This window comes from Bradyrhizobium sp. MI1.3, assembly GCF_055811695.1.
Genome location: NZ_JBVVPQ010000007.1, coordinates 59,262 through 82,756, shown reverse-complemented (window position 1 = coordinate 82,756; position 23,495 = coordinate 59,262). Strand labels below are relative to the sequence as shown.

The window sequence follows — 23,495 nt, the reverse complement described above, 5'->3', positions numbered from 1 at the left end:
CGAACGCGCTTTAGCGCCGGCGGATGAAGCCGACGATGTCCTTCGAGAGCTTCATGGTCTCGTCGGCGATCGCGCGCGCCCGGTCGGCGCCGTCGTTCAGGATCGCGTCGATATGGCCGGGGTCGGCGACGAGGCGCTTCATCTCGCCGGCGATCGGCGCGAGCTTGGTGACGCACAAATCCACCAGCGCATTCTTGAAGCTGGAGAACTGGCCGCCGCCGAAATCCCTGAGCACGTCAGCCTTGGAGCGGCCGGAAAGCGCGGCGAAGATGCCGACGAGATTGTCGGCCTCGGGACGCGCTTCCAGACCCTTCTCCTCGGTCGGCAACGGCTCCGGGTCGGTCTTGGCCTTGCGCACCTTCTGCGCGATGGTGTCGGCGTCGTCGGTCAGATTGATGCGCGAATTGTCCGACGCGTCCGACTTCGACATCTTCTTGGTGCCGTCGCGCAAGCTCATCACGCGGGTCGCCGGGCCCGTGATCAAGGGTTCCGGGAGCGGGAAGAACAGGCCGTCATTGGCGCCTTGGCTGCGGATCGAGTCAGCGAAGTCATTGTTGAACTTCTGCGCAATGTCGCGCGAGAGTTCGAGATGCTGTTTCTGGTCCTCGCCGACCGGCACGTGAGTGGCGCGGTAGAGCAGGATGTCGGCGGCCATCAACACCGGATAGTCGAACAGCCCGACGGACGCGTTCTCGCGGTCCTTGCCGGCCTTCTCCTTGAACTGGGTCATGCGGCCCAGCCAGCCCATGCGCGCGACGCAGTTGAAGATCCAGGCGAGCTCGGCGTGGCCCGAGACCTGGCTCTGGTTGAACACGATGTGCTTCTTCGGATCGATGCCGCTGGCGATGAACGCCGCGGTCACCTCGCGGGTGTTGCGCGCGAGCTCGACCGGTCCACCCCAGACATCCACGCCCTGCGTGATCGCGTGCATGTCGACGACGCAATAGATGCAGTTGTGGGTTTCCTGCATCTTCACGAAGTTGACGATCGCGCCGAGGTAATTGCCGAGGTGCAGATTGCCCGTCGGCTGGACGCCCGAAAAAACCCGTTCAACGAATGCCATGGCAGCTTTCCTGCAAGATACGGGGCGTCGTTTCCAACAGCGGCGCTGCCCCGTCAAGGGTATTTCGCTAAACTCGGGCGCCGGGATCGGGCTGGGCGGGGCGCTTCAAGGCACCGGCCGCCTCGCGCCAGGACGCGACGCGGAGGATTTGCAGGAGCAAGCCATAGACGACGATTCCGGCGGCGATCTGTGATCCCAGCGCAATGAAGCGGATGAGCCCATGGGCCTGTGAAGGCAAGAGGCCCGCCGTCAGCCACAGCAGGCCGCCCATGACGAGCGCGGCGAGCACGATCCGCGGCAGCCGGTTGCGGGCGGCGGCATCGACCGAGAAGCCGAATTCACTGTTGCCTTTCCGGAGCAGCGAGATCGCACTGCTCCAGGCGCCGGCGGCAATGCTGGCAGCGATCCCGCTCGCGCCGAAGAAATGACCGAGCAGGACCGCGAGCGCGACCGCGACCACGAACCCTTTGGCAGTCGCAAGCAGCGGCGTCATCGTGTCGCCGCGGGCAAAATAGGCTGGCGAGAGCGCCTTGATCAGCACATGCGCCGGCAGTCCCAGCGCCAGCCACATCAGGGCGCACGCCGTGGCCGCACTGTCCTCCGCGCCAAAGGCGCCATGCTCGAACAGCAGCCGCACGATCGGCTCCGCCAGCACGATCAGGCCGAGCGTCGCCGGCAATGCCAGCCCGGTCGCGAGTTCCAGCGCGCGCGATTCGGCATGCGCAACCGCGTCACGGTCACCGCTCCTCACCGCGTGCGTCAGCTCCGGCACCAGCACCGTACCCATGGCGACGCCGACAATGCCAAGCGGCAGCTCGATCAGGCGGTTGGCGAAATAGAGCCAGGAGACCGCGGCGGGCGTGGCGGAGGCGATGATCGCACCGGCCACCATCAGCCATTGCGGGCCGGAGCTCGCGATCATGCCCGGGATCGCCTTGGCGAAGAAGCCGCGCATGTCCTTGTCGAAGCTCACGCGCAGCGGGTTCGCCAGACGCGCACTTCGCTGCGACAGCAGCATCAGGAGCTGCAGCAGGCCGGCGATGCCGACGGTGGCCGCCAGCATCCACGCGGCGAAGGTTGCATCGGCGTGCCCCAGCAGGAGTGCGGCGATCGTGGCGATCAGCGCGATGTTGAACAGCAGCGGCGAGAACGCGGTGAGGGCAAAGCGCCCCTGCGCGTTGAGCAGGCCCATCAGCACGGTGACGGGCCCCGCGAAGGCGAGATAAGGCAGCATCAGCCGTGCATTCTGGACGGCGAGATCGAGCGATGCACTGCCGACGAAGCCCGGCGCGATGATCATGATGATCAGCGGCATCAGAAGTGCAATCACGACCGAGATTGCGATCAGGCCCGCACTGACCGTACCGAGTACGCGTCCCGCGAACGCCGCCGCAGCCGTCTCGCCTTCGCTGTCACGAACGCGCAGCCAGGCCGGGATCAACGCCGCATTCAGGGCGCCCTCGCTGAGCAGGCGCCGCACCACATTGACGAGCTGAAATGCCGCCAGAAACGCGTCCGCCACGGCGCCGGTGCCGAGCAGCGCGGCGATCAGGGAATCGCGTGCAAAGCCCAGCAGCCGTGAAGCCAGTGTCCCCGTCGAGACGGTCAGGAAGGAGCGGATCATCGGAACTGCATAATACCGTTGCTTGCCCGCGGAGGGCCGGCCGTGATAGGCCGCGAGCCAGATTTCAGACCGACAGGAAGCGGATTTCCGCGGGTATCGCAATCCGCCAAACAGGATCAAGGTGAATGGCTGACGTGAAATATGACGTTCTCGGCATCGGCAACGCGCTGTTCGACGTGCTGGTCAAGACCGATGAAGCCTTTCTGGGCAAGCACGGCATGACCAAGGGCAGCATGTCCCTGATCGACGAGGCGCGGGCCGCCGCCATCTACAAGGACATGGGCCCGGCGACGGAAGTTTCCGGCGGTTCGGCTGCCAACACCATCGTCGGCATCGGCAGCCTTGGCGCGCGTGCCGCCTATGTCGGCAAGGTCAAGGACGACCAGATCGGCAAGCTCTACGTCCACGACATCCGCGCGGCCGGCGTCGCCTTCAACACGCCCGCGGCGAAGGACGGCCCTGCGACCGGCTGCTCCTACATCCTGGTGACCGATGACGGCGAGCGCACCATGAACACCTATCTCGGCGCCGCGCAGGATTTGTCGCCCGCCGACATCGACCCGGCCGAGATCGCCGCGGCCGGCATCGTCTACCTCGAGGGCTATCTCTGGGACCCCAAGAACGCCAAGGACGCCTTCGTCAAGGCGGCCAAGATCGCCCATGATGCCAGGCGCAAGGTGGCGCTGACATTATCGGATTCCTTCTGCGTCGATCGTTATCGCGACGAATTCCTGGGGCTGATGCGCAACGGCACCGTCGATATCGTGTTCGCCAACGAGTCCGAGCTGCATTCGCTCTACCAGACCTCGGACTTCGACACGGCGCTCAAGCAATTGCGCAACGACGTCAATCTCGGCGTGGTCACCCGCAGCGAAAAGGGCTGCATGGTGGTTTCGGCTGAAGACGCCGTCGCAGCGCCGGCGTCTCCGATCGCGAAACTCGTGGACACCACCGGCGCCGGCGACCTCTTCGCTGCCGGCTTCCTGTTCGGTCTGGCGCGCAACCTGCCCTACAAGCAGTGCGGCGAGCTCGGCGCGCTCGCGGCCGCCGAAGTGATTCAGCACATCGGCGCGCGTCCGCAGGTGTCGCTGAAGGAACTGGCTGAGCAGCGCGGGTTGACTGTTTAAGGTGGACTCTCTCTCTCACCCGTCATTGCGAGGAGCGCAGCGACGAAGCAATCCAGACTGCCTCTGCGGAAAGATTCTGGATTGCTTCGCTGCGCTCGCAATGACGATTGAGTTGGCAACCTACGCAGTCTTCGCGGCCTTCAGTCCAAGCCGTTGCTCCACCTCGTCGCGCATCAGGAATTTCTGGATCTTTCCGGTCACGGTCATCGGAAACTCGTCGACGAATTCCACGTATCGCGGAATCTTGTTGTGGGCGATCTGGCCGTCGCAGAAGGCGCGCACCTCTTCCATCGTCAGCGTCTCGCCGGACCTGACCCGGATCCAGGCGCAGAGCTCCTCGCCATAGCGGGTATCCGCAACGCCGAAGATCTGCACGTCCTGAATCTTGGGGTGCCGATAGAGAAATTCCTCGATCTCGCGTGGATAGAGGTTCTCGCCGCCGCGGATCACCATGTCCTTGATGCGGCCGACGATGTTGCAATAACCCTCGTCGTCGATGATGGCGATGTCGCCGGTATGCATCCAGCCATTGGCGTCGAGCACATCCGCGGTCTTCTCCGGCTCCTCCCAATAGCCCAGCATCACGCTGTAGCCACGGGTGCAGAGCTCGCCCCGTTCGCCGCGCTTGACGATCTTGCCGTCGAGATCGACGACCTTGACCTCGACATGCGGATGGATTCGCCCGACCGTCGAGACGCGGCGATCGAGCGGATCGTCGACGGCGCTCTGGAAGCTGACCGGGCTCGTCTCGGTCATGCCATAGGCGATCGTGACCTCGCCCATGTTCATCTCGCTATTGACGCGCTTCATCACCTCGATCGGGCAGGGTGCACCGGCCATGATGCCGGTGCGCAACGATGTCAGATTGAAGTTCGAGAATTCGCTGTGGTCGAGTTCGGCGATGAACATCGTCGGCACACCGTACAGCGCGGTGCATTTTTCCTGCTCGATCGTCCGCAGCGTCGCGAGCGGATCAAACCCCTCGCCGGGATAGACCATGGTCGCGCCGAGCGTGACGGAGGCGAGATTGCCCATCACCATGCCGAAGCAATGATAGAGCGGCACCGGAATGCAGATGCGGTCCTGTTCGGTCAGGCGCATGGCGCGGCCGACGAAATAGCCGTTGTTGAGAATGTTGTGATGGGTCAGCGTCACGCCCTTGGGCGATCCCGTCGTTCCGCTGGTGAACTGGATGTTGACGGCATCGTCGAATTGCAGGGAGGCACCGAGCGCGGCGAGCTGCTCGCGGTGCAGGGGTCCGGCCATGCCGGTGACCTCGTCGAACGGAATCGTGCCCGGACAGGCGGGGCCGCCGATCTGGATCACGATGCGCAAGGCCGGTAGCCGCGCGGCGTGCAATTGCCCGGGCTTGGCGCTCGCGAGCTCCGGCAACAGCGTGTTGAGCATGTCCATGTAGTTGCTGGTCTTGAACGCCGTCGCGGTGACGATGGCGCTGCATCCGACCTTGTGAAGCGCGAATTCCAGCTCGCTCAGCCGGTAGGCCGGATTGATCGTCACCAGGATAAGGCCGGCCTTGGCGGCGGCGAATTGTGTCAGCGTCCATTCCGGCCGGTTCAGCGACCAGATGCCGATCCGTTCGCCGCGTTCGAGACCGAGCGCGACAAAGCCGGCGGCGAGCGCGTCGACCCGCTCGGCAAACTCCCTCCATGTCCACCTCACGCCGTGGCTGGGCGAGACCAGCGCCTCGCGATCGCCCCAGCGCCGCGCGGCCTGATCGAGGCTGCGCCCGATGGTGTCGCCGAGCAGCGGCGTGTCGGAGATGCCGCAAACGTAACTGTCGGCTTTGTCTGCCAAGATCATGTCCTCCAGTCAGGTGCGTGACGGCCGGGACAACAAGCCCGGCCGTGACGCGTCGTGAGAGTCAGGCGCGCCTTACGCCGCCTTCTGCCCGCTGCCGGCATCGAGCCCGGCATAGACACCGCGCTCGAAGCCGGCAAAAGCCTCGAGACACTTTGCGTCGGCGAATGGCAGCAACTGCATCAGGATCACGCCGGTGACGTCGCGCGCCGGGTCGATCCAGTAGTAGGTGTTGGCGAGGCCCGCCCAGGCGAGGCTGCCCGCGCTGCGCCCCTCGGCGGTCTTGGCGGTGTTGATCATGAAGCTGAGGCCCCACTTCTTCACCTGCTCCGGATAGAGATCGACGTCATTGGTGTACATCGGCGCCGCCGTGGTCATCTTGCCCATGGCGAGATCGCCGATGTGGTTCTGCCCCATCGTCGCGATGGTCTCGGCCTTCAGCACCTGATTGCCGTTGCCGCGGCCCTTGTTGAGGATCATCTGGGTAAACCTGATATAATCGGCCGCGGTCGAATAAAGGCCGCCGCCACCCATATGGAATTCCGGCTCCTGTTCGAGCTCGAACGGGATCGCGGCGAGCTGGCCATCCTCGCCACGCGCATGCATGCCGACCAGGCGCTTGCGCATGTCGGCGGTGATCTTGAAAGCGGTATCGCTCATGCCGAGCGGTGCGAACAGATTGTCGCGCAGATAGGCATCGAGGCGCTTGCCGCTGACGGCTTCCACCGCCTTGCCGACGAAATCGATATTGGTGCCGTATTCCCAGCGCGTGCCGGGGTCGGTCATAATAGGCGTCTTCAATGCCGCGTTCTGGCAGGTGGTGATGGCGGGGATGCCGTTCTTGTCCAGATAGACCGCGAGATCGCCGTTCCACATGTTGTAGCAGAAGCCTGCCGTGTGGGTCATGAGCTGGCGCAGTGTGATCGGCCCCTTGGCTGGCCGCAGCTTGGCCTCGCCCTTGGCGTCAAAGCCTTCGAGCACCTGCGGCTTGGCGAGATCAGGCAACACCTCGCCGATCGGCGCATCCAGCGACAGCTTGCCCTGTTCGACGAGCTGCATCGCGCCCGCTGATGTCACCGCCTTCGTCATCGATGCGATCCAGAACACGCTGTCGGCGGTCATCGCATCCGGCTTGGACAGGTCGCGTTTGCCGAACGCGCCCTGATACAGCACGTCGGTACCGCTGGCAGCAATGGCGACGACGCCGGGAATCTCTCCGGCTTCGCTCTTCTGGCGCAGAATCTGATCGATCTCAGCTTTGCCTTGCATACGCGTTTCCTCCGGTTTGATTATTGTTGGAAGCGATCGATTGTCCTCCCGCGTCCGCCGCCCGGCAAGCACATCCGCGTACCTGCCGCGGTCGCGATGTCGTGACTTGACGGTCCGTCACCCACGCAGGACGACAATAGGCCGAACCGCAACACGCAGTCACAATCTTCGGTGGATGTCCGCAACCAGCCGTGCCCTTGGATGGGCCTGGGCGAAATGTTTCGAAAGTTTTCGAGCACTTGAAACATTTTGTGAGTTGTGGCGTTCAGCACCGGGCCCAATCGCGGGCAAACGTTAAGACTTGATGCAAATTTGGCGGCCGCCCACCGGCCGCCAGGGGGACCTCAGATGATTTCGACCTGGAGCGAATGGAAGCGCTATCCCCGTGCCGGACGGGGCGAAAACCTGGAAGCGCCGATCGCGCCTGGGATCTATGAGGTCCGCATCGCCGGCACCGGTGCGCTCTATTCGTTCGGCGCGGTCGACAATCTGGCGCAGGCGCTTGCGCTGCTGCCGGTCGGCTCGAAGTCCTGGTTCGGCCGCCGCAACGCGTCCGACGTCCCCGATCTCGAATACCGGACCTGCGCGACCTCCTCCAAGGCCGACGCCAAGGCGGCCGCCGAGCGCATGATCGGGCGGCGCGAGACCTATCTGAGCGGCGCGGCGTAAGGACGCGCCGCTCCTAGCCTGGCTCCCAGCAGATGTGCGTTGCGGGACGGTGCATTGCGCGCCGCTTCTCCCTATATTCCGGCCGAACCGGAACAGCCCGCAAAAGCCCCGCAGGAGCAACGCCATGACCCCGTCCGCCGCCGCACGTGCCCAGCACGCCACGTCCAATTTGCGCGACCGGTTGAAGGACCCGTCGCTGCTGAAGGAGGCCTGCTACATCGACGGCGCCTGGGTCGGCTCGCCGGTCTTCGCGGTCAACAATCCCGCCACCGGCGTCGAGCTTGCAAAGGTTCCGCAGCTCTCCGCGGATGATGCCACCAGGGCCGTCGAAGCAGCCGAACGCGCCTTCCCGGGCTGGGCCAAGCACACCGCCAAGCAGCGCTCCAATATCTTGCGCAAATGGTTCGAGCTGATCATCGCCAATCGCGAGGACCTCGCGCTGATCCTCACCTCTGAGCAGGGCAAGCCGCTCAGTGAAGCGCTCGGCGAGGTCGACATCGGCGGCGCCTATGTCGAATTTTTCGCCGAGGAAGCCCGCCGCGTCTATGGCGAGACCATTCCGACGCAGCGGCCGGATGCGCGCTTGCTCGCGATCAAGCAGCCGATCGGCGTCTGCGGCGCGATCACGCCGTGGAATTTCCCGAACTCGATGATCACACGAAAGGTTTCGCCGGCGCTTGCGGCCGGCTGCACCGTGGTGCTCAAGCCCGCCAATGAAACGCCGCTGTCGGCGCTGGCGCTTGCCGCGCTCGCGGAGAAAGCCGGCGTGCCCAAGGGGGTGTTCAACATCATCACCGGCGATGCCGCGCCGATCGGCAAGGTGCTGTGCGAGCATCCGGCCGTGCGTTTCGTCGGCTTCACCGGCTCGACTGCGGTCGGCAAGATTCTCTACCGGCAGGCCTCCGTCGGCGTGAAGCGGCTCGGCCTCGAGCTCGGCGGCAACGCGCCGTTCATCGTGTTCGACGACGCCGATATCGATGCGGCGGTCGAAGGCGCCATCGTCTCGAAATACCGTAACATGGGCCAGACCTGCGTCTGCGCCAACCGCATCTACGCCCAGGACAAGATCTACGACGAGTTCGTGCAGAAGCTGTCGAAGAAGGTCGCGGCGATGAAGATCGGCGACGGTACGGAAACCGGCGTCACGCAAGGCCCGCTGATCAATTTGAAAGCGGTCGACAAGGTCGAGCGCCACATTGCGGACGCCGTGAAGCGCGGCGCCAAGGTCGTCACCGGCGGCAAGCGCAGCGAGCTCGGACGCTCGTTCTTCGAGCCGACGGTGCTCTCCGACGTCAAGCCGGACTCGCTGGTGGCGCAAGAGGAAACCTTCGGCCCGCTCGCGCCGGTGATCCGCTTCAAGGACGAGGCCGACGTGATCGCGATGTGCAACGCCTCGCCGTTCGGGCTCGCCTCCTACTTCTACTCCCGCGATCTCGGCCGCGTCTGGCGCGTCGCCGAAGCGCTGGAGTCGGGCATGGTCGGCGTCAACACCGGCCTGATCACGACCGAAGTCGCGCCCTTCGGCGGCGTCAAGGAAAGCGGCCTCGGCCGCGAAGGCTCGCATCACGGCATGGAAGAATATGTCGAGATCAAATACGTGATGATGGCGGGGGTGTAGGGCTCGCCATCATTCGCGGATGTGATGAACGCAATGCCCCCTCCAGGGTCGTCCTGGCGAAAGCCAGGACCCAATACCCCGGCGAGGCGTTTGGCGGAGATTGGTGGTCCGGTACTTCCACCGCCTGCGATAGATAGATTCCGCGGTATGGGTCCTGGCTTTCGCCAGGACGACATCCAATGTGTGGTGCGCTAGTTGCGCTACGGCCTCGCTACCGCCGCAACACCGCGATCGTGCGGTTCGCGAATGTCAGCCGCTCCGCCATGACCGACACGAAATAGGTCAGCAGCTTGTGGCTGAGTGCGGGATCCTCGACCTTGATCGCGTCGAACTGGTGCGTATTCAGCACGTAGAGCACGCTGTCGACTTCGGCCTGGATGGTGGCGCTGCGCGGTGTCTGTGACACCAGCCCCATCTCGCCGATCGTGGTGTAACGGCCGAGGCTGCGCACGCGCGTGGTGCGGTCGTCGTCGGCAGGAATCATGATACCGACGCGGCCGTCGAGGATGAAATGCATGGAATCGGCGGGATCGCCGGCTTGCACGATGACCTCGCCGGCTTCGACCTCGATGCGCTGGCAGCGGCGGATCAGTTCGTCGGCGCCATCCTCGCTGCCAAGCATTCGCGTGAACCAGTCGCGCAGGCTGGCTTCTTCCTGCGCCAGCTCCTGATGCTGCGAGATGAGCTCGTTCTCGCACCATTCCAGCGCGCGATCGAGCTCGGGGATGATGGTGACGCCCTCGCCGACGAAGTCGCTGGAGCGCAGCACCTTCTCGGCCGTGGCCGACAGATGCACCAGGATCAGCTCGACGCCGAGTTCGCCGGCGCTGCGCTTGATCTGGGCGAAGCTATAGGCAGCCGATGAATCGACGCCGGTGACGAGCTTGAAGTCAAACAGCAGATAGCGGCATTCGGGCCGCTCCTGCAGCAGCCGCTTGACGTGCTGGTAGAGCCGGTTGGCGGAGCCGAAGAACAGATAGCTCTGGAGATTGAGTCCCTGGATCTTGCCGCCATGGGCCAGCAGCACGTCCTGATCGTCGCGCGAGCGGTCGAGCGAGGAGCGGTACTCCGAGCCGTCGAAACTGTACTTGATCGACTCCACCCGTGCGGCGCTGAACGCAAACGTCGCGCAGCCGATGATGACGCCGATCAGGATGCCCGGCACAAAACCCCAGGCGACGATGATCGCGATGATGGTGATCAGCGACAGATATTCCAGCTTCGACAGCCGCTTGCGCGACTCGACGATCCATTTGTGCAGCTGGTCGGCGCCGAGATAGAGCAACAGGCCGCCGAGCACGAATTTGGGGATGAAGCCAAGCAGCTCGGGTGCGACGGCGAGCACCAGCAGCGACAGCGCTGCGGCCGTGAGGCCGGACAGGCGCCCGCGGCCGCCGCTGGAGAAATTGAGCATCGAGCGGCTGGTCGAGCTGCAGCCGGGGTAGCCGCCCAGCACGCCGGTCAGGATATTGGCGGCGCCGGTGACGTTCAGCTCAGATTCCAGATTGGCTTCGCGATGCGTGGCCACCTCGATGCCGGTGGTGTTGAACAGCGTGCTCGATGCCGTGACGAAGATGACGGCGACGACATTGCCAAGCAGGTCCGGGATGGCAAACCAGGGATATCGGGCGAGATCGTCGCTGTGCCAGGGCAGCATGAAGACCGCTTGCGGCGGGGACTGAAAGGTCCAGCCCAACGTGCGCGCGTCGTCGAAGGAAACGCCGGTGATCCAGAATGCCAGATGCGCGGTGAGCACGCCGCCGACCAGGATGATCGGCAGTCCGAACGGGCTGCGCGAGCGGTGCCAGGTGAAATACAGCACCAGCGCCATCGCGCAGGCGGCACCCAGCTCCAGCAGGATGGTACGGTTGGCGAAGTGCGACAGTGTCGCGAATTGCAGGGGATGGTCGGTGATCACCCGGACCGCACCCATGACGATGAGAAGTCCGGTTGCGCCGAGGAAGCCGCCGACCACCGGATAAGGCACGTAGCGGATGGCGCGGCCAAGCCGGGTCAGGCCCAGTCCACACAGCACCAATCCTGTCAGCATCGTCGACAGGCCGAGCGTGATCAGGACCGGTGACAGCAACGGCGCTGGCAGGTTCGCCGTCTCGATGCGTTCGACCACGGAGGCCGCCAGGATACCCGTCACCGCCGCGGTCGAGCTGTCGGGGGCTGCAATCGCGAAGGGCAGGGAGCTGCCGAGCGCGACGACGGCCGCAAGCACCGCAGAGCTGACGAAAGTTGCCGTGATGCCGTAGGACAGATAGGGCGACAACGGCCCCGCGAAGATCAGCAGCGAGTAGGACAGTCCGAATGTGACGGTCAGGACGCTGGCGGCGCTCCCGCCCAATATATCATTCAGCGCGCGCTTGAGAGCCGGATTAAGCCCGGTCGACGGAGTGAAGCCAATCGCTGGATCTGTCACGCCGTGACACTCGCTCGTGAATATTCCCCTCCGAGAGGTAGACGACTGCGAGCCCAGCGCAACAGGATTCTTGCAAGCCGGATGGAAGAAACCGAAGCGCCCGCCATTCGTCGTCGTCCTGGCGAAAGCCAGGACCCATTACCCCGGGGAGCAGTTTGGCGAAGTCTGTGCATTCGGGATTTGCACCGAACGCACGCGAGAGACCTCGCGGTATGGGTCCTGGCTTTCGCCAGGACGACGCCGGGGAGGCATCGAGCCGGCGGGCAATGACGGAGCGGGACGAAACAGCCGAGCTAAATCTTCAGCTCACTCCCCGTCACCCGGCGGTATGCTTCCAGATATCGCTTGCTGGTCGCGTCCACCACGCTTGCGGGCAAAGGCGGCGGCGGGGCGTCGCCATTCCAGCGGCCGGCGCGGCGTTCGACGTCGAGATAGTCGCGCAGCGGCTGCTTGTCGAAGCTCGCCTGCGGCTGGCCGGGCTTGTAGGCGTCGACGGCCCAGAATCGCGAGGAGTCCGGCGTCATGACTTCGTCGATCAGGATGATGCGGCCGTCCTTGTCGCGGCCGAATTCGAACTTGGTGTCGGCGATGATGATGCCCTGCTCGCGGGCGAGCTCCTCGCCGAGCGTGTAGATCGCGCGCGTCATGCTCTCGAGCGTGTAGGCCGTCTCGTCGCCGACGACCTCGCGCATCTTCGCGATGGTGATGTTCTCGTCATGGCCGGTCTCGGCCTTGGTCGCCGGGCTGAAGATCGAAGGCTCCAGCTTCTCGCTTTCGACAAGGCCTGCTTTCAGCTTCTCGCCGGCCAGCGTCCCGCTTGCCGCATATTCCTTCCAGGCCGAGCCCGAGAGATAACCGCGGATCACGCATTCGATCGGAAATACCGTAGTGCGGCGGCACAGCATGGCGCGGCCGAGAATTTCGGCGCGATGCGGCTTCAAGGCCGGCACAGCGGCGATGATCTCGTCGGTGTCGGCGCTGATCATGTGATGCGGCACCACGCCTTCGAGCTCGCCAAACCAGAAGGCGCTGATTTGCGTCAGCACCGCGCCCTTCATCGGAATGGTCTCGCCCATCACGACGTCGAAGGCGCTGATGCGGTCGGTGGTGACGAGCAGCAGGCGGTCGTCGTCGACGGCGTAGATATCGCGCACCTTGCCGCGCCCGATCTTAGGCAGGGGCAGGTCGCTGGAGAGCATGGCGGTCATCGGCAGAACTTTCGGAGCAAGGCCTTGCGACAGGACATCCGGCCGCGCCTGATCGCGCGACCGGAAACCGGGATAGCCTATTCCGGCAGCGGAATGAACTCATGTTCCTGCGGAACTGCGGCGAAGCGGCCGGTTTTCCAGTCCTGCTTGGCCTGCTCGATCCGCTCCTTGCTGGAGGAGACGAAATTCCACCAGATGTGGCGCGGGCCCTCCAGGGCGTCGCCGCCCAGAAACATCATCCGCGTGGCCTTGAGCGCCCTCACCGTGATGCGGTCGCCCGGACGGAAGATTAGCAGTCGCGGCCCCTCGTAGCGCTCGTTCGCGATCTCGACCTCGCCATCGACGACGTAGATGGCGCGCTCCTCGTGATCGGGATCGAGCGGCACGATCGCGCCCGCGACCGCCGTGACCTCGGTATAGAACCAGGGCGACACCATCGAAACAGGCGAGGTGACGCCGAAGGCCGAGCCCGCGATCACCTTCGCGGTGAAGTCGCGCTCGGAGACCATCGGCAGGTCACCCGCGCCGTAGTGCTGGAACGACGGTGCGATCTCTTCCGATCCGGCCGGCAGCGCGATCCAGCTTTGCAGGCCCAGCATCTTCTGCCCCGAGGCGCGCTGCACATCCGGCGTGCGCTCGGAATGCGCGATGCCGCGGCCGGCTGTCATCAAATTCATCGCGCCGGGCTGGATCTCCTGGATGTTGCCCTCGCTGTCGCGATGCATGATCGCGCCGTCGAACAGATAGGTGACGGTAGCAAGCCCGATATGCGGGTGCGGCCGTACGTCCATGCCCTTGCCGGAGACGAATTGCACCGGCCCGAAATGATCGAAGAAGATGAAGGGTCCGACCATCTGCCGCTTGCCGTGCGGCAGCGCGCGCCGCACCGCGAAGCCGTCGCCGAGATCGCGCGTGCGCGGCACGATGACGAGATCGAGCGCATCGCAGGACATGGGATCGCCGAGCACGGGATCGTTCGAGGGTTGCCAGCTCATGGTAGGGCTCCTTTTGGCTTTTTCGAGCTAAATCGTAGCAGGATTTCGTGCGGCCGTCGCGGCTAAGCCTGGGCCACACACTCCGCCGTCATCGCCCGCGAAAGCGGGCGATCCAGTACGCCGCGGCCTATCGGTTCGATCACTGCCGTCTCGGCGTACTGGATCGTCCGGTCAAGCCGGACGATGACAGCTGTGGTGCGGATGGTGCTTGAAAACATACGCCTGACGAAGGATGTTTGGCTGATGTCAACCGCGACCCATCGCATCACCCGATGACCCTTGCCGCAACCGAGCTCGCCTTTCGCGCCGCCGCCGTGGCGCTGCTGCTGGTGCTGGCAGCGTCATTGCTCTCGGATTTCCGCAATGTGCTGGCAGCCCGGCTCGGTGCGGCCTTTGCGCTCGGCTCGGCCGCGCATGCTGTGAGCTATTCCGTCGGAACTTCATCGCTGGTCCCGGCATGGCATGCGCCGCTGATCGCGGTGTCGACCGGCAATATCGTGGTGTTCTGGCTGTTCACGCGCGCATTGTTCGACGATGAGTTTCGCCTGCGCCGGTGGCACGGATTGACCTGGGGGTTGGTGACAGCGTTCAGCTTCGTCAGTTGTCTCTGGATCGCACCCGGCGGGCATGTCCGGTTCGCCGTCACCGCGGTGAACCTGATTGTGCTCGGCTTCATTGCGCTCGCGATCATGCAGACGATCGGCTCATGGTCGGCCGATCTGGTCGAGCGCCGCCGCCGTGTTCGCATCTTCATCGTCTGTGCTGCCGCGCTCTATGGCGGATTGAACGCGCTGCTCCAGATCCTTGTCGCCGGCAGCGAGGTCGGCGATGTCGCCAACACCGTCAACGCCGGCGTGCTCGCCGGCATCGTTGTGGCCATCGTCTATGCGATGATGCGGGTCGACGGCGCCGACCTGTTTCCGGCCGCCGCGGAGGCTGCGCCGGCGATCGCGGCGAGCCAGCCTGTGGGCGAGGACGCCGCCGACCAAAAGCTGATCGACGCCCTGATGCGGCTGATGGCGCACGAGCGGATCTATCGCCAGGAGAACATCAGCATCGGCGTGCTCGCGGGCCGGCTGAAAATTCCCGAATACCGGCTCCGTCGGCTGATCAACCAGGGGCTCGGCTACCGAAATTTCAATGTGTTCCTGAACAACCACCGGATCGAGGAGGCCAAGGCCGCGCTGGCCGATCCCGCTCAGGCCGAGGTCCCCGTCATCACCATCGCGATGGACTCTGGCTTCCAGTCGCTCGGCCCTTTCAACCGCGCCTTCAAGGCCGTGACCGGCGTGACGCCGACGGAATACCGGCGGCTCAAGGTGAATGCTGTCTAGGCCTTAGTGCACTGAAATATCTAGAGTATCTCAGAATCGGCGAGCGTCTCGCGGTTTCCAGCTACGCCGTTTTCCAAATTCGGCGAGCGGGCATCGCGTGAATGCCGCTTCGTCTCCGGCACACGCCTCAAGCCGGAGCAAGCCCGTGACCCGCCGCAAGATTGTCCTTCTCACCGCCACCATCGTCTTTGCCGGCCTCGCGCTCGGCGCGGTTCGCGCCCATGACGTGCCCAAGGTCGCCACCGGCTTCATCGCCGACGTGCTCTGTTCCGAGACGTTTGTCTCGGGCCTCGATGTCAGGCGTAATTTGACGGAGACCATTGATGCGATGCCGGGCGCCGGTTTGCTCACCTGGGCGATGGACTATCAGGTCGATCGCGCGCGCAAGGACGTTACGGTGACGCTGTTCGGCATTGGCCGCAGCCATGCCGTGTATCGCGAGGGCCTCGGCTGCACGCTTGAGCACGGTGCGGAGATTGCCGACGTCCGGCTGCCGCCTGATGACAGGCAGCCGGCGTTGTTGCCCGAGATCGCCGGCCCCGCAATCGTGTCGCCGCAAAGCCCGGAGCTGTCAGCCGCGCTCGATCGCGCCTTCGCTGAGCCGACATCGCCGCCATTCCGCCGCACCCGCGCAATCGTCGTCATGAAATCGGGTCGCGTCATCGCCGAGCGCTATGCGGACGGCATCGGACCGGAGACGCCGCTGCTCGGCTTCTCCATGACCAAGTCCGTGATCTCGGCTCTCACCGGGATTCTCGTGCGCCAGGGCAGACTGAAGCTGGACGGGCCCGCACCGGTCGCCGCCTGGACAAATCCGGACGATCCGCGTCACGCCATCACCCTCGATCAATTGCTGCGCCACACCGCCGGCCTGGCGCTCGGCAGCTCGCTGCAGGCCTCGCTCGGCTCGGCGTTCGAGCCGGTCAATCGCATGAAATTCGTGGAGGCCGACATGGCCGCCTATGCCGCGAGCATGCCGCTTGCGACCGCGCCGGGCACCGTGTGGAATTATCACGATGGCAACACCATCATGCTCGCGCATCTGATCCGCAAGGCCGCCGGCGGCAATTCCGAAGGAGCGCTTGCCTTCGCGCACCACGAATTGTTCGTGCCGCTCGGCATGCGCCACGTCACGCTCCAGCTCGACGGCGCCGGCACGATCAAGGGGTCGAGCGAGATGCTCGCATCCGCGCGCGACTGGGCGCGGTTCGGCCAGCTCTATCTCAACGACGGCGTCGCCGGCGGCAAGCGCATCCTGCCCGAGGGCTGGGTGAATTATTCGGTGTCGGCGACGCCCAATGCCTGGGTCGGTATCGGCGCCGGCTTCTGGACCAACCAGGGCGACAGCTTTGGCGCGACCTTCCGCGTCGAGCACGGCTGGCCGCGTGATGCCTTCTTCGCCAAGGGCACCATCGGTCAGTACACGATCGTGATTCCGTCGGAACGACTCGTGATCGTGCGGTTAGGCCGTTCGCCGAACGCGCCGCCGGAAGCCGACGGTGTGTTCGATCTGGTGCGCGACGTGGTTGCGGTTACGCGCGAGAAGGGAAAGCTGGCGGGGGTGAATTGAGGTGCTTCACCTCCCCAGCTCCGTCGCCTTCGCCACGCGATCGAACCGCTCCAGCGTCATGATCGCGTCCGCGAATTTCTCCGCGCGCGCGTTCAGCACCGGGCGGGCCAGCGTCAAAAACTTCTGCTGCATCGCCCGCGCATCGGGGAAGGAGGTCGGCTCTCCCGAGGGATCGGCATAGAGCCGCTCGTGCACGCCGTCGTCCGTCGTGATACTCACGCGCGCGCCAAAGGGGTGAGTGCGGCCGACTTCGAGACGATCGTCCTGTACCACGTCGAACTTGTCGGCGAGCGCGTCGATGGCTGCGTCCCCAAGGCGGGTGTAGTCGTCCCAGCCAAATGACCCCTGATCGAGCGCGAGCGCGCCGGTGAAGAACATCGAGAACTGGCCGCCGACGATCGAGGTCGGGTGCCGCTTGGTCGCGGCGTCGCCGGTGAGCGTGATGCCGTTGCGATGCAGGCCGATCTCCACCCGCTTGACCTGATCGGGTGTCAGATTGTGCTCGCGCCGCATCGCGATCAGCGCGTCGATCGCGGCGTGGGTATAGCGGCAGCTCGGATACGGTTTGACGCCGATCTTCATGGTCTCGTAGGTCTTGCCGAGCTCGGCGACCGCCTTGTCGGGATGCGCATCGTCGGTGTAGCCGGCGAGCAGGCCATGCTTGCCCTCGACGGATTCCGTCGCGCCGACGAAATCGTTGCGCGCCAGCGTCGCGGCGATCACGCCATTCATCGCGGCGGCGCCGACCTGGTAGCGTTTGTTCCAGGCGCCATTGACCAGGAATTGCAGCGAGCCCGCGGCTTGGCTGCCGGCGACTCCGAAGGCGGCGATGAGCTGTTGCTCGGAGAGGCCGAACAGTTTGCCGGCGGCCGCGGCTGCGCCATAGGTGCCGGCGGTGGCGGTCGGATGGAAGCCGCGGGCATAATGCGAGGTCGGGTCGAGCGCGTTGCCGAGCCGGCAGCAGACCTCATAGCCCGCCACGATCGCGGTCAGCACGTCGCGGCCCGACGCGCCGACCATCTCGCCGACGGCGAAGGCGGCCGGAACGACCGGCGCGCTCGGATGCAGCGAGGAATCCGCATGCGTGTCGTCGAAGTCGAGCGAATGGCCGAGGGCGCCGTTGAGCAGCGCCGCGACCGCCGGCGTCCAGGTCTTGGTGTCGCCGAACACGGTGGATTCGCCCTTGGTATCGAGCGCAAGCGCCTCCAGCATCTTCAGGATCGAGGGGGTGGATTCCGCTTCGCTGCGGGCGCGGATGGCGCTGCCGAGGAAGTCCAGCGTCAGGACTTTTGTCCGATCCAGCACTTCCGTCGGAATATCCTGGAATTTCAGGTTGGCGACATAGGCGGCGAGCGTTGCGGTTTCGTGAGCCATCGTGTTTCCTCGTTTTGGCGCGCAAGTTAGGCGGGCTGATTTGGCCTTTCAAGCGGCCTCGGGGCTGCGGGCATCAGCTATGCTTTTGGCTGGCTTACGAGGGTTGGACGGGGATACGCGACCATGGCATTCGCAGGAGAGCTGTTCGACCGGGTCTGGTCGCGAAAGACCCAATTGGGGCTGGCGGTCCGGGTCACGGTGGCGGCCACCGGCGCCTACGCGCTCGCCACCGCGCTGCATCTCTTGTTGCCGCTCTGGGCCGTCCTCACGTCCATCATCGTGACCCAGATGAGCGTCGGGCGCTCGCTGAAGGCGACACGCGACTACATGCTCGGCACCATCGGCGGCGCGATCTATGGCGGCGCCATCGCAATCCTGATCCCCTATTCCGGCGAACTGGGCCTGCTGGGTCTGCTGGTGCTGGCCGTGGCGCCGCTTGCCTTTGTCGCATCGATCTATCCGAATCTGAGCTCTGCAACGGTGACGGCCGTGATCGTGCTCGTGCTTCCCTCGATGCATCATGCCGATCCCATGGCCTCTGCGATCGATCGCGTCAGCGAAGTCGCGGTCGGCGCGGTGACGGGGCTGCTCGTCTCCTTCCTGGTGCTGCCCTCGCGCGCGGTGCGGCAAATCCGCGCCAGCGCGGCAAAACTGCTCGAATTGATCGCGGAGGCCTTCACCGAATTGCTCGCGGGCCTGACGCGCGGCCGCGACAATGACGCGCTGCATCGGATTCAGGACGGTATCGGCACCGCAATGGTGGGCATGAATACCATTGGCGCCGAAGCCGAGCGCGAGCGCTCGGCGCGATTGTCGAGCGGGCCGGACACCGGCCCGTTGTTGCGCACGATCTTGCGGCTGCGCCATGACGTCGTGATGATCGGCCGCTCGACCGTGGTGCCGTTGCCGGCCGAGGTGCAGACACGGCTTGCCGCACCGCTGACGGAAGTCTCGACCGTGATCGCGCGCTTCCTGCGTTCGGCGGCCGCAGCCTTGCGCGAGGGCGCCGGCGCGCCGCCGATCCACCCCGTGCATGTCGCGCTTCAGCACTATGCCGAGGCAGTCGCCGCCGTGCGTCAGGATGGCCTGATCCGCGGCCAGCCCAGCGACACCGCGGAGCGCTTCTTCGCGCTCGGCTTTTCGCTGGAGCAGATGCACCAGAATCTCTGCGATCTCGATCGCGTCGTCGGCGAATGGTCGGAGGCCGCGACCGACAAGCCCGCGCGCGTGGCGGAGTGAGCTAGCGCCGCGTCAGGCCCTTGTCCTGCATGCGCCAGACCAGCAAATCGATGCGGTCCTGGCCGAAGAACGGCTCGTTCTCGAACACGAAGGTCGGCACGCCCCAATGGCCGGAGGCGGCGTGGTCCTTCTCGTTCTCCGTGATCACCTGCTCGTAGCGATCCGGGTCGGCGGTGATCGCGGCATCCATCGCGGCGAGATCGAAGCCGGCCTTGTCGGCGGCGCGCGCAAGATGATCGCCTTCGTTCCAGCCCGCCACCGAGCCGTCCCACAGCACGCGGGCGATCGCGTCGGTGAATGCGAGCGAGCGTCCCTCGAGCTGCGCCATGGCACCAAGCCGGGTCAGGCGGTGGATGTAGGGTTGCTCGGCCGCGACGTCGAATGTTGTCTTGTCCTGGACGATCGGATCCGGCCTCGGAAAGCGGAACGGAATGCCCTCGTGCTGCGCCACGCGCCTGCTGTCGAGCACCACATAGCGAATGAAGTTCGGGCTGGCCTTCTTGAAAAACCCGGGCACTCGGACTGCGAGCGGATAGACCGGCCGCAAATTCACCGCCAGATCGTAGTCTTCGACGAGCTTCAGCGTCTTGGGCAGCGCCAGATAGCTGAACGGGCTGCGAAAGGAGTAGAAGAGGTCGACGGAGAGCGTCACCGGGCCGGCTCCGCAATCCGCCCCATCATGCTGCGGGCCACAAGCTTGTGGAAGGGCGTGATGAGCGCGAGGTAGGCGCGGCCCAGCCGATTGTTAGTCCGCACCAGCGTGGTCAAGGTGACGTGGCGCGGCACCGCTTCGCCGGCCACATCGACCACGATGCGGAAGTCGAGATGATAATCATCGAACCCGGCGACCAGCTGCTCCGGCGTTTCGCTCAGCACCGGAAACAAGCCGATCAAACCGCCCGGCGCTGGCGTGCCCTCGCCCGATGTCTTCAATCCAAAGGGCGTCACCAGAATGTTGCGCAGGCGTGTCAGTGCACCGATCCAGCGCGGTCCCTGCAACACCATCCTGGTGCAGGCCTCGCGGGCATTCACCGGTGCTGTGCCGATCTCTACGCGAAAGGCGTCGATGAACTGCGCACCGGCCAGCAGCGTGCCGGCGTCAACATCGGGGGTAACTTCGCGGACAGTCCCGTTCATCCCGCCAGTCTGCGCGTCAGCATCCGGAAGCGCAAGATCAGAAGTCCGGCATAGACGAACGATCCGATCGACAGTCCGATCCAGACACCGACCGCGCCGAGATCGGCGTGAAAGGCAAGCCACCAGGCGATGGGAAAGCCCACGCACCAATAGCCGATCGCGGCGAATACCAACGTCATCCTGGTGTCATTGATGCCGCGCAGCGCGCCGCCCATGATGGTCTGGATGGCATCGGCAATGAAGAAGGTCGCGCCGACCAGCAGCAGCGTTGCGGTCAGCTCCACGGTCGCCATGCTGGCTTCGCTGCTGCCGAAGAACAGCCGTCCCAGCTGATAGCGGCCGAGAATGATCGCAACGGTCAGCGCCGAGACGAACGCGATCCCGATCACGGCGGCGACGAGACCTGCGCGCTTCACTGCGGCCGGGTCGCCGCGGCCGAAGGCGTGGCCGACCCGCACGGTGGCCGCCATGCCGATACCGAGTGGGACCATGAACAGCACGGCGGTGACCTGGAGCGCGATCTGATGCGCCGCGAGCGCAGTGATCGAGATCAACCCCATCAGCAGCGCCGCCGAAGAGAACAGGCCATATTCCAGCAGCAGCGAGAACGAGATCGGGGCGCCGATCGCGATGAGTTTGCGCATCAGGGGCCAGTCGATTCGCCAGAGATGGGCAAGCGGACGATAGTCCGCGAACGGCTTGCGCAGCCCCGCAATGGCGAGCGTGGCGACGAACGTGCCGAGATTGACGATGGTGGTCGCAAGCCCCGCGCCGAACAGGCCGAGCTCCGGCAGGCCGAACAGGCCGTGGATCAGGGCGTAGACCAATGCGGCATTGACGGGGATCGCCGCGAGCGTGATCCACAGCGGGGCCTGCGGCCGGTTCACCGCGCTCATCATGCTGCGCAGCGCGATGAAGCCGAGCGCCGGCGCGATGCCCCAGGCGAGGCCATTCAGATAACGCTGGGCGAGCGCGGCCGAGTGCGGCGCCTGACCGAGTGCGACCAGGATGTGCTCGCCATAGAGCGGCGAGGCCATCATCGGCAGCGAGATCAGCAACGCGACCCACAAGCCGACGCGCAAGGAGCGGCGGATGCGTCTGATATCGCCGGCGCCAAAGGCCTGCGCGACCAGCGGCGACACCGCCGCCATCAATCCGAGCCCGAAGGTGAAGCTGACGAAATAGACCGTATGCGCCAGCGCTGCTGCTGCGACCGCGCTCTCGCCGAGCCGCCCGATCAGCGCGAGATCGGTCGTGATCATCGCGATCTGCCCGAGCTGCGTCAGCATCATCGGTACGGCCAGCCGCAGCGTCTCGACGAATTCGTCGGCGAGAGGATTTGGCGGCACGCCGGCTTGCGGCTGCGAACGAGGCTGGATGGTGTCGAGCATGGCCGGGTCAATAGCACAGCCGGGCGACGAAAACATGGCCTCGCGCGTGTCCCGGACGCGCTGCAGCGCGAAGCGATGCTGCGCAGAGCCGGGACCCAGAAAATCGCGAGCGCAGTTCTCAGCCGCATGGGCCCCGGCTCAGCAGCGCATCACTGGCGTGCTGCGCTGCGTCCGGGGCACGAGACCATTCTTCGATCTCGAGCCGGAAAGCGCCTCACCCCTTCCGCTCGGGCACGCGCCTGATCTTCGCGCCGAGCGCATTCAGCCGTTCGTCGATGCGCTCGTAGCCGCGCTCGATCTGGTCGGCGTTGTTGATGGTCGAGGTGCCCTCGGCACAGACGGCCGCGAGCAGCATGGCCATGCCGGCGCGAATGTCGGGTGAGGTCATCGTCGCGCCGTGCAGCCGGCTTGGACCGGCAATGATGGCGCGATGCGGATCGCACAGCACGATGCGCGCGCCCATCGCGATCAGCTTGTCGACGAAGAACATCCGCGATTCGAACATCTTCTCGAACATCAGGATCACGCCCTCGCATTGCGTGGCGGTGACGATCGCGATCGACATCAGATCGGCGGGGAAGGCCGGCCAGGGCTGGTCCTCCAGCTTCGGCACGTGGCCGCCAAAATCGTCCTGGATCTTCAGCGTTTGGTTCGAGGGCACGATGAGATCGTCGCCCTCGATGCGGCAGACGATGCCGAGCCGCTCGAATCCCATGCGGATCGAGCGCAGATGCTCGACGCCCGCGCGCACGATGCGAAGCGGCGAACGCGTCACGGCTGCGAGCCCGATCAGCGAGCCGACCTCGATATGGTCGGGCTGGATCCGGTAGGTCGCGCCGCCCAGCGTCGCCGGACCGTGCACAATCATGGTGTTGGTGCCGATGCCCTCGATCTCAGCGCCGAGCGCAACGAGGAAGTTGGCGAGGTCCTGCACATGCGGCTCGGACGCGGCGTTGCGCAAATAGGTGGTGCCTTCGGCGGCGACGGCTGCGACCAGCGCGTTCTCGGTCGCGGTCACGCTGGGCTCGTCCAGGAACACGTCGGCGCCGGTCAGCTTCGAAGCGCGGAATTCGAGCCGGTCGGTCGCGGTGACCTTGGCTCCCAATTGCTCGAGCGCGAGCACATGCGTGTCGAGCCTTCGGCGGCCGATGACGTCGCCGCCGGGCGGCGGCAGCATCACTTCGCCGCAGCGGGCGAGCAGGGGGCCCGCGAGCAGGATCGAGGCACGGATGCGGACGCACAAGTCCGGATCGAGATCGGCCGCGCGGATGCTCTTGGCGTGAATATGAAGCGTGTTGCGGGCGGTCCATTCCGCGGCAGCGCCGACTGAGCGGATCAGCTCGACCAGCGTCTCGGTGTCGCGGATCCGCGGCACGTTTTCCAGCGTCACCGGATGCTCGGTGAGCAGGGCTGCCGCGATGATCGGCAGCGCGGAATTCTTGTTGCCGGACGGCTCGATCGAGCCCGAGAGCCGGTGACCGCCCTCGACGATGTACTGGATGGGCGCCACGTGGTCTCTCGCTGTGTTTTTGGGTGGGGCGGCTGGTTTGGAGGCGGAAACTACCGAGAATTGAGCGCGGGAGCAATTCTGCACTTGTCGCGGCTCGATCGCTTCGCAGCCCCGACACAGG

The 23,495-nt window shown here is 65.2% G+C and carries 18 protein-coding genes; 6 read left to right on the top strand and 12 right to left on the bottom strand.

The genetic code is table 11. The features are described from left to right. Positions 1-10 precede the first annotated feature (10 nt). On the bottom strand, positions 11-1,063 hold the full coding sequence (trpS, locus tag AC0L3A_RS06920) for a tryptophan--tRNA ligase (RefSeq protein ID WP_473253898.1): 1,053 nt from the start codon (positions 1,061-1,063) through the stop codon (positions 11-13). Between the two features lie 67 nt (positions 1,064-1,130). Further along, the gene (gene murJ / locus AC0L3A_RS06915; protein WP_473253897.1) at positions 1,131-2,687 is read right to left on the bottom strand and encodes a murein biosynthesis integral membrane protein MurJ; all 1,557 of its coding nucleotides are present in this window, start codon (positions 2,685-2,687) and stop codon (positions 1,131-1,133) included. Positions 2,688-2,812: 125 nt separating this feature from the next. On the opposite strand from murJ, the gene AC0L3A_RS06910 reads away from it, so the two are divergent. Beyond that, positions 2,813-3,814 (top strand): adenosine kinase, encoded by a 1,002-nt coding sequence (locus AC0L3A_RS06910; protein WP_007598303.1) that lies wholly within the window; start codon positions 2,813-2,815, stop codon positions 3,812-3,814. Positions 3,815-3,934: 120 nt separating this feature from the next. Here AC0L3A_RS06910 and AC0L3A_RS06905 read toward each other — a convergent pair whose 3' ends face one another. Both AC0L3A_RS06905 and AC0L3A_RS06900 read right to left on the bottom strand, forming a co-directional pair. Continuing rightward, the gene (locus AC0L3A_RS06905; protein ID WP_473253896.1) at positions 3,935-5,629 is read right to left on the bottom strand and encodes an AMP-binding protein; all 1,695 of its coding nucleotides are present in this window, start codon (positions 5,627-5,629) and stop codon (positions 3,935-3,937) included. Between the two features lie 78 nt (positions 5,630-5,707). Continuing rightward, positions 5,708-6,901, bottom strand: coding sequence for a serine hydrolase domain-containing protein (locus tag AC0L3A_RS06900; RefSeq protein WP_007598301.1), 1,194 nt, complete (start codon positions 6,899-6,901; stop codon positions 5,708-5,710). Positions 6,902-7,249: 348 nt separating this feature from the next. Between AC0L3A_RS06900 and AC0L3A_RS06895 the strand changes: the two genes are divergently transcribed. Together AC0L3A_RS06895 and AC0L3A_RS06890 are read left to right on the top strand one after the other, a co-directional pair. Further along, the gene (locus AC0L3A_RS06895) at positions 7,250-7,570 is read left to right on the top strand and encodes a hypothetical protein (RefSeq protein ID WP_007598300.1); all 321 of its coding nucleotides are present in this window, start codon (positions 7,250-7,252) and stop codon (positions 7,568-7,570) included. A gap of 124 nt (positions 7,571-7,694) precedes the next feature. Further along, positions 7,695-9,188 (top strand): NAD-dependent succinate-semialdehyde dehydrogenase, encoded by a 1,494-nt coding sequence (locus tag AC0L3A_RS06890; protein ID WP_007598299.1) that lies wholly within the window; start codon positions 7,695-7,697, stop codon positions 9,186-9,188. Positions 9,189-9,399: 211 nt separating this feature from the next. Here AC0L3A_RS06890 and AC0L3A_RS06885 read toward each other — a convergent pair whose 3' ends face one another. The 3 genes from AC0L3A_RS06885 to AC0L3A_RS06875 all read right to left on the bottom strand — a co-directional run bounded on the left by AC0L3A_RS06885 (position 9,400) and on the right by AC0L3A_RS06875 (position 13,819). Then, on the bottom strand, positions 9,400-11,616 hold the full coding sequence (locus AC0L3A_RS06885) for an SLC26A/SulP transporter family protein (RefSeq protein ID WP_007598298.1): 2,217 nt from the start codon (positions 11,614-11,616) through the stop codon (positions 9,400-9,402). 293 nt (positions 11,617-11,909) lie between these two features. Further along, positions 11,910-12,824 (bottom strand): phosphoribosylaminoimidazolesuccinocarboxamide synthase, encoded by a 915-nt coding sequence (locus AC0L3A_RS06880; RefSeq protein ID WP_007598297.1) that lies wholly within the window; start codon positions 12,822-12,824, stop codon positions 11,910-11,912. A gap of 77 nt (positions 12,825-12,901) precedes the next feature. Next, on the bottom strand, positions 12,902-13,819 hold the full coding sequence (locus AC0L3A_RS06875) for a pirin family protein (protein WP_007598296.1): 918 nt from the start codon (positions 13,817-13,819) through the stop codon (positions 12,902-12,904). Between the two features lie 272 nt (positions 13,820-14,091). Between AC0L3A_RS06875 and AC0L3A_RS06870 the strand changes: the two genes are divergently transcribed. Both AC0L3A_RS06870 and AC0L3A_RS06865 read left to right on the top strand, forming a co-directional pair. Further along, positions 14,092-15,153: a helix-turn-helix domain-containing protein gene (locus AC0L3A_RS06870; RefSeq protein ID WP_007598284.1), complete on the top strand. Its 1,062-nt coding sequence runs from the start codon at positions 14,092-14,094 to the stop codon at positions 15,151-15,153. 145 nt (positions 15,154-15,298) lie between these two features. Then, a complete protein-coding gene (locus AC0L3A_RS06865) occupies positions 15,299-16,723 on the top strand; it encodes a serine hydrolase domain-containing protein (protein ID WP_007598283.1) in 1,425 nt (474 codons plus the stop codon). 6 nt (positions 16,724-16,729) lie between these two features. Here AC0L3A_RS06865 and AC0L3A_RS06860 read toward each other — a convergent pair whose 3' ends face one another. Next, positions 16,730-18,097, bottom strand: coding sequence for an MmgE/PrpD family protein (locus AC0L3A_RS06860; protein ID WP_007598282.1), 1,368 nt, complete (start codon positions 18,095-18,097; stop codon positions 16,730-16,732). A 123-nt stretch (positions 18,098-18,220) separates the two neighbouring features. Here AC0L3A_RS06860 and AC0L3A_RS06855 point away from each other — a divergent pair, with 123 nt between their 5' ends. Further along, a complete protein-coding gene (locus tag AC0L3A_RS06855) occupies positions 18,221-19,336 on the top strand; it encodes an FUSC family protein (protein ID WP_007598281.1) in 1,116 nt (371 codons plus the stop codon). Between the two features lies 1 nt (position 19,337). Here the strand turns inward: AC0L3A_RS06855 and AC0L3A_RS06850 are convergent, their stop codons facing one another. The 4 genes from AC0L3A_RS06850 to murA all read right to left on the bottom strand — a co-directional run bounded on the left by AC0L3A_RS06850 (position 19,338) and on the right by murA (position 23,374). Next, on the bottom strand, positions 19,338-19,988 hold the full coding sequence (locus AC0L3A_RS06850; protein ID WP_007598280.1) for a 2-hydroxychromene-2-carboxylate isomerase: 651 nt from the start codon (positions 19,986-19,988) through the stop codon (positions 19,338-19,340). Further along, positions 19,985-20,473 (bottom strand): DUF2867 domain-containing protein, encoded by a 489-nt coding sequence (locus AC0L3A_RS06845; protein ID WP_007598279.1) that lies wholly within the window; start codon positions 20,471-20,473, stop codon positions 19,985-19,987. The genes AC0L3A_RS06850 and AC0L3A_RS06845 overlap by 4 nt, the downstream gene beginning before the upstream one ends. Continuing rightward, positions 20,470-21,864 carry an MATE family efflux transporter gene (locus tag AC0L3A_RS06840; RefSeq protein WP_007598278.1) on the bottom strand — a complete coding sequence of 465 codons (1,395 nt, stop codon included), beginning with the start codon at positions 21,862-21,864 and terminating at the stop codon, positions 20,470-20,472. The genes AC0L3A_RS06845 and AC0L3A_RS06840 overlap by 4 nt, the downstream gene beginning before the upstream one ends. A 214-nt stretch (positions 21,865-22,078) precedes the next feature. Further along, positions 22,079-23,374, bottom strand: a complete 1,296-nt coding sequence (gene murA, locus AC0L3A_RS06835) for a UDP-N-acetylglucosamine 1-carboxyvinyltransferase (protein WP_007598277.1) — start codon at positions 23,372-23,374, stop codon at positions 22,079-22,081. Positions 23,375-23,495 lie beyond the last annotated feature (121 nt).